Raw genomic sequence first — 11,799 nt, forward strand, 5'->3', positions numbered from 1 at the left:
CAGCGCGGTGCGGCTGTCATCCGCTTCCTGCGGTCGCGTGCGGATCAGATCGCCTGACGCAGGCCGTCGATCACGAATTGCACCGACAGCGCCGCCAGCAGCATCCCCAGAAGCCGCGTGATGACCAGCGTTCCCGTCCGTCCCAACGCACGCTCCATCGGGCCCGCGAGCAGAAAGAGCAGAAAGCAGAGCGCGACGACCGCGACCATGACCAGATGTACCGCAAAGAGGTCGATTCCGCCCGAGGTCTGCCCGGCCAGCAGGATCATCGTCGCCATCGCGCCCGGACCCGCGATCAGCGGCATGGCGAGCGGAAAGACCGACGGATCGTCGGCGGGGGTGCTGCGCCCCTCGCGCCGTTCGGTCCGCCGCTCGAACAGCATGTCGAGCGCGGTGAGGAAAAGGAGTATCCCGCCCGCGATGCGGAAGGCGGGCATGGAAATCCCGATGAAGTTCAGCAACCCTTCGCCCGCAAGGCCGAAGAGCGTCAGAAGCCCGATCGCGACCAGACAGGCCCGGATACCGATGGCGATCCGGGCGCGGGCGGTCATGCCGCGGGTCAGCGCGATGAAGAGCGGCGCAAGGCCGATCGGGTCGATGACCACGAAGAGCGCGACGAAGGCAGTGATGAGAAAGGCGGTATCCATCATCTTTCCTGTCCAGGTGCGACGTTAGGTGCGGCGCGATGGGGCGTGGCGTGGGCGTCGAGCCCCCGCCACGCCCGGGCCCGTATTCCCTGCGGGGTATCGGCGGTGATGTCTGCACGGGCGGGCCGGTCCTGTCAGCGGGCCTGCGGTCGGGCTGAGCGATCAGGTTGGACAACAGCCCGGGCGGATCGCGTTCCCCTGACGCCGGGCCCGACGATCAGCCCCGTTTCAGCCCGCCGCCTCTTCCAGCTTTTCCTGCGCCTTGAGCCAGAGCGCCTCCGCCCGGTCGAGACCGTCCATCACCTCGGCGTATTTCTTTTGCCAGGTCTCCATCTCGCCGATGCGCGACGGCTCGTAAAGCTCGGGGTCGGCGAGCTTTTTCGCCAGCTTGTCCCGCATCCCGTTCAGCTTTTCCAGCCGGTCCTCGCATTTGCGGACCTCGGCGCGCAGGGCCTGCATCTCGTCCCGGCTGGCGCGTTTCTTCTCGGGCTTGGGCTTGGCCGCGCGGGCCGGCTCCTCGGATTGCAGCAGCGACTTGCGATAGGTTTCCAGATCGTCCTCATAAGGGGCGACGGCGCCGCCCTTGACCAGCCACAGCCGGTCCGCCACGAGGCTGAGCAGATGCATGTCGTGGCTCACAAGGATCACCGCGCCCGAATAGCCGGTCAGCGCCTCGACCAGCGCCTCCCGGCTTTCGATATCGAGGTGGTTCGTCGGTTCGTCGAGGATCAGGAGATGCGGCGCGTCGAGCGTCGCCAGAAGCAGCGACAGCCGCGCCTTCTGCCCGCCCGAAAGCCGCCCGACCTCGGTTTCCGCCTGTGCCGCCATCAGGCAAAAGCCCGCGAGCCGGGCGCGCAGTTTCGGCTGACCCTCACCGGGGCGCTGGCGCATGATGTGCTGAAGCGGCGTTTCGTCCAGATGCAGTTCGTCTACCTGGTGCTGCGCGAAATAGCCGATCCGCAGCTTGCTGCTGCGCGCGATGCGCCCGCCCATCGTTTCGAGCTTGGCGGCCAGCAGCTTGGACAGCGTCGATTTCCCCTCGCCGTTGCGGCCCAGAAGGGCGATGCGGTCGTCCTGGTCAATGCGCAGGTTCAGCCGCCGCAGCACCGCCCGGCCGTCATAGCCCACATCCACATCCTCGAGCGCGATGATGGGCGGTGAAAGCTCTTCGGGTTCGGGAAAGGTAAAGACGTGTTTTGCGGCCTCTTCCGGCGCGGTGATCGGCGTCATCTTTTCCAGCATCTTGACCCGGCTCTGGGCCTGCCGCGCCTTGGAGGCCTTGGCCTTGAACCGGTCCACGAAGCTTTGCAGATGCGCGCGCCGGGTTTCCTGCTTCTTGGCCTCGGCGGCAAGGACGGCGCGTTGTTCCGCCCGCGTCCGGGCGAATGTGTCATAGCCGCCTTGGTAAAGCGTCAGCTTGCGGTCCTCCAGATGCAGGATCGCGCCGACCGCCCGGTTCAAGAGGCCCCGGTCATGGCTGATGATGATGACCGTATGGGGATATCTCGCCAGATAGCTTTCGAGCCAGAGCGCGCCTTCGAGGTCCAGATAGTTCGTCGGTTCGTCCAGCAGCAGCAGGTCGGGCTGCGCGAAAAGGACGCCAGCCAGCGCGACGCGCATCCGCCAGCCGCCCGAGTAATCCGAGCAGGGGCGCAACTGGTCCTCGGGCTCGAAGCCGAGCCCACGCAGGATCGAACTGGCGCGCGCCTCGGCCGACCAGGCGTCAATATCGGCAAGCCGGGTCTGGATCTCGGCGATGCGGCTGGGGTCGGTGGCGCTTTCGGCCTCGGCCATCAGAGCGGCGCGTTCGGTGTCGCAGGCCAGCACCGTGTCGATCAGCGAGGTCCCGGATGACGGCACCTCCTGAGCGACGCCGCCGATGCGGGCGCGGGCGGGCAGCGAGATCTCTCCGCCTTCCAGCGCCAGTTCGCCCCGGATGATGCGGAACAGCGTCGTCTTGCCGGCGCCGTTGCGTCCGACAAGGCCGACCTTGTGGCCCGTGGGGATCATGGCGCCGGCGCCCTCGAACAGGGGGCGGCCTTCGACGGAATAGGTGATGTCGCGTATGGTGAGCATGGGCACCGCTTGCCCGATGCCGCAGCCCGCGTCAATCGTGCGGGTGAAGGTGTATGCAGGATCGCCCCGCATATCCTTCGCAAATCCACCGGGGAACATGCCGCGCCCGCGACGGTTTCTGCCTTTGAATGGTGGTGGCGGATCGTTCACTTAAATGCGATGGGCTGCGAACGCACTGTGCAGTTGCCGGTGCGGCATGGATAAAGGGCGGATGGAGAGGAGTATCAGTTCAATGCGAGCCACGTCATGATCCCGTCGATGTCTTTCCTCCGCCCTGTGGCCGTTGCCATGGTGCTTGCCTCGGGAATGGCCTCGGGGATGGCCCATGCGCAGGAAGACCGGCAGGCCGAGGTGCAGGAGCTTGCCGCCCTGCTGCGCCTTCCGGAACTCACCGTCATCCTGCGCGAGGAGGGTCTGGGCCACGGCGCCGAGATCGGGGCGGAATGGTTCCCGCCGCAGGTCGCCGCACGCTGGGAAGACGCGGTCTCGGAAATCTATGACGTGGCGCGGATGGAAAGCCGCATCATGGATCGCTTTACGGCGGAGCTCGACGCCTCGCCCCTTGTGCCGGACATGACGGCGTTCTTTGCGTCGGACATGGGCCGCCAGGTGGTGGAGCTGGAGGTTTCCGCCCGTCAGGCGATGCTCGACACGGATGTCGAGGCCGAAAGCCGCGATCGCGCGCAGCTGATGTGGGACGATGGCGGCCCAAGAATCGAGCTGATCGACCGCTTTGTCGCGGCCGGCGACCTCGTCGAGGCGAATGTGGAGGGGGCGCTGAATGCGAACCTTGCCTTTTACATGGGGCTTGCCGATGGCGGTGCCTTCGATCAGGCGCTGACCGAACAGGACATGCTGGCCGATGTCTGGTCGCAGGAAGAGGTGATCCGCGCCGAGACCGAGGAATGGCTTTACGCCTTCCTGATCCTCGCCTATGGCCCGCTGCCTGATGAGGCGCTGGAGGATTACGTGACCTTCGCCGAAAGTGCCGCAGGGCGGCGCATGACACGCGCGCTGTTTGCCGCCTTCGATGACGTCTTCCTCGCGATTTCCCGCGATCTGGGGATTGCGGCGGCCCGTGTGCTTGCGGCGCAGGATATCTGATCGGAAACCGGCGGATCGGGCCGCGACGTCGCTTGACAGCGCGGCCTCTTTCCCCGATATAGCGGCCTCCTGACGTGGCATGGGGCTGCGGCGGGCACTTTTGTATTCGCCCGAAAGGGCGCGCCGTCCGAGGCAGGCCGAAGGGCCGTCAAACACCCGAAAGGGGGCCACAGGACGCGGGGAAAAGAAGGAAAAGGCCGATGTTCGCGGTCCTCAAGACGGGCGGCAAGCAATACCGGGTGCAGGCGGGCGACGTTCTGCGCGTGGAAAAGCTTGCTGGCAATGCCGGTGACACGATCCGGTTCGAAGAGATTCTGATGCTCGGCGGTGACGACCTGACCGTGGGTGCCCCCCTTGTGGCCGGCGCGGCGGTCGAGGCCGAGGTCATCGACCAGATCAAGGGCGAAAAGGTCATCCATTTCGTCAAGCGCCGCCGTAAGCACTCGTCGCAGCGCACCAAGGGCCACCGCCAGCAACTGACGCTGGTGCGGATCACCGGCATTCTTGCCGATGGCAAGGCCAAGGCTGCGAAACCCGCCGCTGCCAAGGCAGAGTCCAAGGTCGAGGCTGGCGCAGAAGCTGCCGAAAAGCCCAAGCGCGCGGCAAAGAAGAAACCCGCGGCCGAAACGGCCGAAGCTCAGGAGTAACGCGATATGGCACACAAGAAAGCAGGCGGTTCATCCCGGAACGGTCGCGACTCTGCCGGTCGCCGTCTTGGCGTAAAGCTTTATGGTGGCCAGGCTGCGGTCTCGGGCAACATCATCGTGCGTCAGCGCGGCACCAAGTGGTGGCCGGGTGAGGGCGTCGGCATGGGCCGCGACCACACCATCTTTGCCGTGACCGAAGGTCAGGTAACCTTCCACAAGGGCCTCAAGGGCCGCACCTTTATCTCGGTCCTCCCGGTTGCGGAGGCTGCGGAGTAAGCCGAACCTTTACAAAGTTCATGTATCGGGGGATCGGCTGCAAAGCCGGTCCCCCGTTTCGTTTCGGCGGGTCAATTCCGACACGCCGCTTAGCCGGACGTTAACCAGATGGGACGTAGAAGGACAGACGAACATGGCCGGGCGCGCCTTGCGCAAGGGCCGTTGAAAGACCATTTTTACTTGAGGGAAGGGCGCGTGGCCGCAGAACGGGGCCGTGATGCCGAGGGAGGGAAGGCATGACGATAATGGATACCCAGATCGGGACCGGCTTGCCGGTCGTCGTCGCGGACCGGCTTTTGCTGCGGCCGCTGCGTCGCTCGGATGAGGGTCTTATCTCCATGTATGCCTCGGACCGGCGCGTCGCGCAGCAGACCACCTCGATCCCGCATCCCTATCCGCCGGGCGCGGCCTCGGCCTTCGTAGGCCGGGCGATGTCGGGTAATGGCGCGCAGGCCGTCTGGGCGATGGACGCCTCGGGCGCGGGGGGCGCCGAACTTCTGGGGCTGATCTCGCTTTCCCGGCTCGATCGCGATCAGGCAGAGATCGGCTATTGGGTCGCCCCCGCGGTCTGGAACACCGGTTATGCGTCCGAGGCGGTACAGGCCATCGTCGCGGCGAACCCGCTGGGAAACAAGACCATGTTCGCGCAGGTCTTTCAGGACAACCCCGGTTCCGCCCGCGTCCTGACCAATGCCGGTTTCGAATATCTCGGCGATGCCGAGGCGTTCAGCGTCGCGCGCAATGCCAACGTGCCCACTTGGACCTACCTGCGAAAGCTGGGCTGAGAATAACGCGATGCCGCCCCTTGCGGCGGCATCGTGACTGGACCATCCCGCTCAGGGCTCAGGGCTCAGGGCTCAGGGCTCAGGGCTCAGGGCTCAGGGCTCAGGGCTCAGGGCTCAGGGCTCAGGGCTCAGGGCTCAGGGCTCAGGGCAGTTCACCGCACTGCCGGACCCGCTTTTCCGGAACATTCTCCTCTTCCCGTCTCTTTCTTGATGTCGATCAAGGCGCGACGATGCCGCCCCATGCGATCCACTCGGACAAAGGGCGGCAACCCTGCCGCCACGGACAAAGGAGAGGACGCATGACCATTCGCTTCGATTTTTCGGGAAGAACCGCCATCGTTACCGGCGCCGCCTCGGGCATCGGGGCCGTCATCGCCGAGGAAATGGCGGCGAGCGGCGCCTTTGTCGTGGCAAGCGATCTGGACGAGGCCGCATTGTCCGACGTCGTGAACGGCATCACAGCCGCAGGCGGCCGCGCCATCGCGGTCACGGCGGATGCGTCGCGTGCCGAGGATGCCGAGCGGCTGGTCAAGGCCGCGGTGGAGCAGGGTGGCGGGCTTCATCTTGCGGTCAACAATGCCGGCATCGGCGGACCCTCGGCGCCGGTGGGCGACTATCCGGCCGATGGCTGGCGCAAGGTGATCGACGTGAACCTCAACGGCGTCTTTTACGGGATGCGCTACCAGATCCCGGCGATGGAGGCTGCGGGCGGCGGCGCGATCGTCAACATGTCCTCGATCCTCGGCAGCGTCGGGTTCGCGAATTCGGCGGCCTATGTCGCGGCGAAGCACGGGGTTCTTGGCCTCACCAAGACGGCTGCGATGGAATATGCGCAAAAGGGCGTGCGGGTGAATTCCGTCGGGCCGGCCTTCATCAACACCCCGCTTCTGTCAAAGAATCTCTCGCAAGAGATGCTGGATGCGCTTGCCGGGATGCACCCGATGGGCCGGATCGGGACACCCGAAGAAGTCTCGGCGCTGACGCTCTTCCTTTTGTCGGACCGGGCGAGCTTTATCACAGGCAGTTATCATCTGGTCGATGGCGGCTACACGGCGCCCTGATATGCGCCGGGACATGTCGCTGGAAACCCCCTGGGCCGCCCCGACGGACGAGGTTCTTGCGGCGTTGGACACCGAGGAACGTGGCCTGAGCGCCGAGGCAGCGGCGGCCCGGTTGCGTGAGACGGGGCCGAACCGCCTGCCGGAACCGCCCCGCCCGGGGCTGATCGGGCGGTTGCTGCGGCAGGTGAACAACCTCCTGATCCTCGCGCTGATCGTGGCGGCGGCGATCACCGCCCTGCTGGGCCATTGGCTCGATACGGGGGTGATCCTTGCCGTCGTGATCTTCAACACCGTCTTCGGCCTGATACAGGAGGGGCGGGCCGAACAGGCCATTGCCGCCCTGCGCGGGATGCTGGCGGAAGAGGCCGCGGTGCGCCGCGACGGGCGGCGGCAGGTCGTGCCCGCCGCCGATCTGGTGCCCGGCGACATCGTCCTGATCGAGGCGGGCGACAAGGTGCCCGCTGATCTGCGGCTGGTCGGGCTGGCCGCGCTGCGGGTGGATGAGGCGATCCTGACCGGGGAATCCGTTCCGGCCCCCAAGGACGTGACGCCGGTTGCCGCCGATGCCGCTCTGGGCGACCGGCGGGCGATGGTCTTTTCCGGGACGCTCGTCTCCGAAGGCACCGGCACGGGCGTCGTGGTCGCCACCGGCGCCGCGACGGAAATCGGCCGTATCAGCGGTCTCATGTCGGGGGTCGAACGTCTGACGACGCCCCTTGTGCGGCAGATGGACCAGCTTGCCCGCGTCCTGACCTTTGCGGTCATGGCCGTCGCTGCGGCGGTGCTGGCGTTTACCACGCTGGGGCGGGGCATGGATTTCGCCGATGCCTTCATGATCGTCGTCGGGCTTTTCGTGGCGGCGATCCCCGAGGGGCTGCCGGCGATCCTGACCGTGACGCTCGCCATCGGGGTGCAGGCCATGGCGCGGCGCCACGCCATCGTGCGCCGGCTGCCGGCGATCGAGACGATCGGAGCGGTGACGACGATCTGCAGCGACAAGACCGGGACGCTGACGCGGAACGAGATGATGGTGACCGTGCTGGAAACCGCGGCGGGCCGCTACGGCCTGGAGGGCGAGGGCTATGACCCTGCAGGCCGGGTGATCAAGGACGGGCAGGTCACCGCGCCGGACAATCTTCTGCGCGCCATCGCGGGGGTGGCGGCGGGTTGCAACAGCGCCGAGATCAAGCCCGGCCCGGGTGGCTGGCGAACCGAGGGCGACCCGATGGAGGGCGCGCTGCTCGCGCTTGCGGGACGGCTGGGCCTTGATCCGGCGGCGCGTCCGGTGGCGGGGGCGACGATTCCGTTCGATGCCCGCTATCGCTACATGGCGGTGGCGTCGGACGGGATGGTTCTGGTCAAGGGCGCGCCCGAACAGGTGCTCGCGCGTTGCGGAGCGGTCGAGACCGGAGAAGGAGAGGCACCGTTCGATCCGGCCTGTTGGGCGGATCGCGCCGATGAGATCGCGGCCGAGGGTCTGCGCGTGCTCGCATTGGCGCGAAAGCCTCATGCCGGGGCAGGGCTCGGGCATGAGGATATCGCGGGGGGACTTGTGCTACTGGGGCTGGCGGGGTTCATCGACCCGCCGCGACCCGAGGCGATCCGCGCTGTCGCGGACTGCCGGGCGGCGGGGATCGCGGTGCGCATGATCACCGGCGATCACAAGGGGACCGCCGCCGCAATTGCCCGCCAGATCAGTCTCGACGCCCCTGGCCATGTCCTGACCGGTGCCGATCTGGACCTGATGGACGATGCCGCGCTGCGTTCCGCCGTGACCGGCGTAAGCGTCTTTGCCCGCACCAGCCCGGAACACAAGCTGCGGCTGGTCGAGGCGCTTCAGGCGAACGGCGCGGTGGTGGCCATGACGGGCGACGGCGTGAACGACGCTCCCGCGCTCAAGCGCGCGGATATCGGGATCGCCATGGGGCACAAGGGGTCGCAGGCCGCGCGCGAGGCGGCGGATGTGGTGCTGACCGACGACAACTTTGCCTCGATCGCCGAGGCCGTGCGCCAAGGCCGGACCGTCTATGGCAACCTGCGCAAGGTCATCACCTTCGTGCTGCCGGTCAACGGAGGCGAGAGCATCAGCCTGATCCTTGCGGTGCTGCTGGGGCTCACGCTGCCGATCACGCCGTTGCAGATCCTGTGGGTCAACATGGTCAGCTCGGTGGGCCTTGCCATGGCGCTCGCATTCGAGCGGCCCGAGCCCCAGGTCATGCAGCAACCGCCCCGCCGGACCGACACGCCGATCCTGTCCGGCTTCGTCCTGTGGCGGATCGTCCTTGTCTCGGCGTTGTTTGCGGCGGGGATATTCGGGCAGTTCGAACTGGCGCTGCGCAGCGGTGCGGATGAGGCCGTGGCGCGGACGATGGCGGTCAATACGCTGGTCGCGATGGAGGTGTTCTATCTCTTTTCCGTGCGCTACCGGCTGGGCGCGTCGATGACGGTTGCGGGGGTGCGGGGGACGCCGGCGGTTCTGGTGGCAATCGCCGTCGTGACGCTGTTTCAACTCGGCTTTACCTATCTGCCGCTGGCGCAGACGCTGTTCGAAACGCGTCCGCTTGGCCTTTGGCAGCTGGTGCAATGCGTGGCGGCGGGGGTGGCGCTGCTTCTGGTGCTGGAAATCGACAAGGCTGTGCGCGGGGCCCTCGGGGCGATGCGCGGGCGCGAAAAGGGGGCGGTCTGATGCGGGTGCTTGTGTTCAATGCGGGAAGCTCCAGCCTCAAGCTTGGGGTGCATGATATCGGGATGACCAGCCATCAGCGGCTCAAGGCGACGTTCGACCGGTTCGGGGGCGGGCGCTGCGTGGCGCGGATCACCGGGCCGAAGGGCACCCGGCAAGAGGCGTTGGACCATGCCGATATCCCGGCTGTGATCGCCGCCGTGCCCGCCCTGCTCGGGGCCGAGGGGCTAGGCGCGCCCGACGCGGTCGGGCACCGCGTCGCCCATGGCGGGGCGCGGTTCACCGACCCCGCACGTGTCGATGACGCGCTTCTGGCAGAGGTCGAGGCGCTGACGCCACTGGCACCCTTGCACAACCCGGCGGGGCTGGCCGGGATGCGCGCGGCGATGGCGGCCTGGCCCGGCCTGCCGCAGGTGGCCGTGTTCGACACGGCCTTTCACCTGACCAACCCACCCCGCGCCACCACCTATGCGATCCCCGCGCCGTGGCGGGATGCAGGGATGCGCCGCTACGGGTTTCACGGAACCTCGCACAAATATGTGGCCGAGCGCGCGGCGGCGGAACTGGGCGAACCGCTGCGCGACCTGCGGCTGGTCAGCCTGCATCTGGGCAATGGCGCCAGCGCCTGTGCGATCCTGAACGGCGAGAGCATCGACAGTTCCATGGGCCTGACACCGCTGGAAGGGCTGGTGATGGGTACCCGGTCCGGCGATGTCGACCCGGGGCTTTTCGGCTTTCTCGAACGGCGCTTCGGTCTTTCCGCCGCCGAGGTGGAAGATGCGCTCTACCGCGAGAGCGGGCTTCTGGCGCTTGCAGGCGTTTCGGACATGCAGGAGGTCGAGGCCCGGGCCGAGGCCGGCGACAGCGCCGCCCAGCTTGCGATCGAGGTCTGCGCCTATCGCGCCCGCAAGTATCTGGGCGCCTATGCCGCGGCGATGGGTGGTCTCGACACGGTGGTCTTCACGGGCGGCATCGGCGAAAACTCGGCCTCCATGCGGCGGCGGATCTGCGACGGGCTGGGCTTTCTGGGGCTGCATCTGGATCAGGACCGCAACCTTGCCGTCGACCTGTCGGATGGCGCCGCGCCGCAGATACAGGCCTACGGGTCAAGGGTCAGGGTTCTCGTGACAGAAACGGCCGAACAGCTGATGATCGCGCAGGAAACCGCGTGCCATCTTGCCCGCCCGGCGCCGGGCCCCGCGGTGATCCCCGTCGCCGTCTCGGCCCGTCATGTGCATCTGGACGCGGCGGCGGTGGCGGCGCTCTTCGGGGCCGGTCATGTCCTGCGCCCGGCCTGTCCGTTGCGCCAGCCCGGCCATTGGGTGGCCGAGGAACGGGTCACGCTGGAGGGGCCGCGCGGGCGTCTGGAACGGGTCGCCATCCTCGGGCCGCTACGGGACCGGGTGCAGGTCGAAGTGTCACGCACCGACAGCTTTGCCCTTGGGCTCGACCCGCCGGTCCGTGACAGCGGGCGGCTGCAGGATACGCCGCACCTGCGCCTGATCGGCCCGGCCGGCACGCATGAGACTGACGGCCTGATCATCGCCGCGCGCCATATCCACACCAACCCGGCGGACGCGGCGCGGCTGGGTCTGGCGGATGGGGATGTGGTCGATGTGCAGCTTGGATCGCCGGGGCGCGAGGTGACCTTTGCGCGCACGCTGGTCCGTGTGTCCCCCGTGGCGGTGACCGAGATGCATATCGACACGGATGAGGCGAATGCCGCGGGCCTTCACGGCGCGGCCGAGGGTGAGATCCTGCCGCATCCCGCCCGCATCGCGCCGTCCTAGCGGTCCTGGCCTAGCCGTCTTGCCGGATCGCGGCGAGCCCGCCCATCACAAAACGGTGGACGTGATCGGTCATCGGCTCCACCGCCTCGGCGCCTTCGCCGATATGGGGAAAGAACTGGGCGCGGCTTTCATGCGACGAGATCAGCAGCATCACGATGGAGGCAAAGACGGAAAAGCTTGCGCGGTGAACCAGCGGGTCTTCGGGCGGTCGGCCGACGGCCTGAGCCACGATCTGTTCGATGATCTGCTTTTTCGGCAGCAACTGACATTCACGCAGCGCGTTCCCCGCCGGCGTCGGCGACACGAGTTCGCGCGTCAGCACCGGCAGCGCCCAGTCATGGCCCTGCGGGACAAAGGTTGCCGAAACGACCAGCCGGATGAACTGGCGCATCTTGTCCTCGGCCGACCCGCCGCCCTCAAGGATATCCGACAGCACGTCAAAGGATGCGAGGTTTTCATGGGCCGCCAGAAGAACCTCGGTATGGAGCCCCTCCATCCCGCCGAAGTGATAGTTGATCGCGTTGGAACTTGCGCCCGCGCGTTCGGCGATCTCCTTCCCGGTCGCCCGTTCGACGCCCTTTTCGGCGATCACCAACCCGGCCGCATCGAGAAGCAGCGCGCGCGTGGCGGCCCCGTCGGCGCGGCGGGTAGCGGTTTCAGTAAGGGGCGGTGCGTGACGGTTCATCCGGGTCCTGTCAGAAATTTCACAATCGCTCATATTGCAATTCGA

9 protein-coding genes and 1 pseudogene are annotated in these 11,799 nt (G+C 67.1%); 7 read left to right on the forward strand and 3 right to left on the reverse strand.

Annotation, left to right across the window (positions count from 1 at the left end):
* Positions 1 to 44: 44 nt before the first annotated feature.
* Positions 45 to 650 carry a MarC family protein gene (locus ACFSGJ_RS09070; RefSeq protein ID WP_390260934.1) on the reverse strand — a complete coding sequence of 202 codons (606 nt, stop codon included), beginning with the start codon at positions 648 to 650 and terminating at the stop codon, positions 45 to 47.
* 225 nt (positions 651 to 875) lie between these two features.
* The gene (locus ACFSGJ_RS09075; protein WP_390260935.1) at positions 876 to 2,723 is read right to left on the reverse strand and encodes an ABC-F family ATP-binding cassette domain-containing protein; all 1,848 of its coding nucleotides are present in this window, start codon (positions 2,721 to 2,723) and stop codon (positions 876 to 878) included.
* Between the two features lie 258 nt (positions 2,724 to 2,981).
* Between ACFSGJ_RS09075 and ACFSGJ_RS09080 the strand changes: the two genes are divergently transcribed.
* The 7 genes and pseudogenes from ACFSGJ_RS09080 (at position 2,982) to ACFSGJ_RS09110 (ending at position 11,069) form a co-directional block, all read left to right on the forward strand.
* On the forward strand, positions 2,982 to 3,827 hold the full coding sequence (locus ACFSGJ_RS09080; protein ID WP_390260937.1) for a hypothetical protein: 846 nt from the start codon (positions 2,982 to 2,984) through the stop codon (positions 3,825 to 3,827).
* Positions 3,828 to 4,027: 200 nt separating this feature from the next.
* Positions 4,028 to 4,408: pseudogene (rplU, locus tag ACFSGJ_RS09085) on the forward strand (50S ribosomal protein L21); the annotation flags it as partial.
* A 72-nt stretch (positions 4,409 to 4,480) separates the two neighbouring features.
* On the forward strand, positions 4,481 to 4,750 hold the full coding sequence (gene rpmA, locus ACFSGJ_RS09090; RefSeq protein WP_390260938.1) for a 50S ribosomal protein L27: 270 nt from the start codon (positions 4,481 to 4,483) through the stop codon (positions 4,748 to 4,750).
* Positions 4,751 to 4,986: 236 nt separating this feature from the next.
* On the forward strand, positions 4,987 to 5,535 hold the full coding sequence (locus ACFSGJ_RS09095) for a GNAT family N-acetyltransferase (RefSeq protein ID WP_390260940.1): 549 nt from the start codon (positions 4,987 to 4,989) through the stop codon (positions 5,533 to 5,535).
* Between the two features lie 299 nt (positions 5,536 to 5,834).
* Complete coding sequence (locus tag ACFSGJ_RS09100; protein WP_390260941.1) at positions 5,835 to 6,596, forward strand: SDR family NAD(P)-dependent oxidoreductase; 762 nt, start codon at positions 5,835 to 5,837, stop codon at positions 6,594 to 6,596.
* A gap of 1 nt (position 6,597) precedes the next feature.
* On the forward strand, positions 6,598 to 9,282 hold the full coding sequence (locus ACFSGJ_RS09105) for a cation-translocating P-type ATPase (RefSeq protein ID WP_390260943.1): 2,685 nt from the start codon (positions 6,598 to 6,600) through the stop codon (positions 9,280 to 9,282).
* On the forward strand, positions 9,282 to 11,069 hold the full coding sequence (locus ACFSGJ_RS09110; protein WP_390260944.1) for an acetate/propionate family kinase: 1,788 nt from the start codon (positions 9,282 to 9,284) through the stop codon (positions 11,067 to 11,069). Before ACFSGJ_RS09105 ends, ACFSGJ_RS09110 begins: the two co-directional genes overlap by 1 nt.
* Before the next feature lie 10 nt (positions 11,070 to 11,079).
* On the opposite strand, the gene ACFSGJ_RS09115 is transcribed toward ACFSGJ_RS09110, so the two are convergent.
* Positions 11,080 to 11,754 carry a TetR/AcrR family transcriptional regulator gene (locus ACFSGJ_RS09115; protein WP_390260946.1) on the reverse strand — a complete coding sequence of 225 codons (675 nt, stop codon included), beginning with the start codon at positions 11,752 to 11,754 and terminating at the stop codon, positions 11,080 to 11,082.
* Positions 11,755 to 11,799: the final 45 nt, after the last annotated feature.

Source organism: Halodurantibacterium flavum (genome assembly GCF_042681825.1).
Classification (GTDB): domain Bacteria; phylum Pseudomonadota; class Alphaproteobacteria; order Rhodobacterales; family Rhodobacteraceae; genus Halodurantibacterium; species Halodurantibacterium flavum.

What these genes read in the sequence shown, in the direction of transcription:
- ACFSGJ_RS09070 (WP_390260934.1), bottom strand. Translation starts at nt 650, where the DNA reads ATGATGGATACCGCCTTTCTCATCACTGCCTTCGTCGCGCTCTTCGTG.
- ACFSGJ_RS09075 (WP_390260935.1), bottom strand. Translation starts at nt 2,723, where the DNA reads ATGCTCACCATACGCGACATCACCTATTCCGTCGAAGGCCGCCCCCTG.
- ACFSGJ_RS09080 (WP_390260937.1), top strand. Translation starts at nt 2,982, where the DNA reads ATGTCTTTCCTCCGCCCTGTGGCCGTTGCCATGGTGCTTGCCTCGGGA.
- rpmA (WP_390260938.1), top strand. Translation starts at nt 4,481, where the DNA reads ATGGCACACAAGAAAGCAGGCGGTTCATCCCGGAACGGTCGCGACTCT.
- ACFSGJ_RS09095 (WP_390260940.1), top strand. Translation starts at nt 4,987, where the DNA reads ATGACGATAATGGATACCCAGATCGGGACCGGCTTGCCGGTCGTCGTC.
- ACFSGJ_RS09100 (WP_390260941.1), top strand. Translation starts at nt 5,835, where the DNA reads ATGACCATTCGCTTCGATTTTTCGGGAAGAACCGCCATCGTTACCGGC.
- ACFSGJ_RS09105 (WP_390260943.1), top strand. Translation starts at nt 6,598, where the DNA reads ATGCGCCGGGACATGTCGCTGGAAACCCCCTGGGCCGCCCCGACGGAC.
- ACFSGJ_RS09110 (WP_390260944.1), top strand. Translation starts at nt 9,282, where the DNA reads ATGCGGGTGCTTGTGTTCAATGCGGGAAGCTCCAGCCTCAAGCTTGGG.
- ACFSGJ_RS09115 (WP_390260946.1), bottom strand. Translation starts at nt 11,754, where the DNA reads ATGAACCGTCACGCACCGCCCCTTACTGAAACCGCTACCCGCCGCGCC.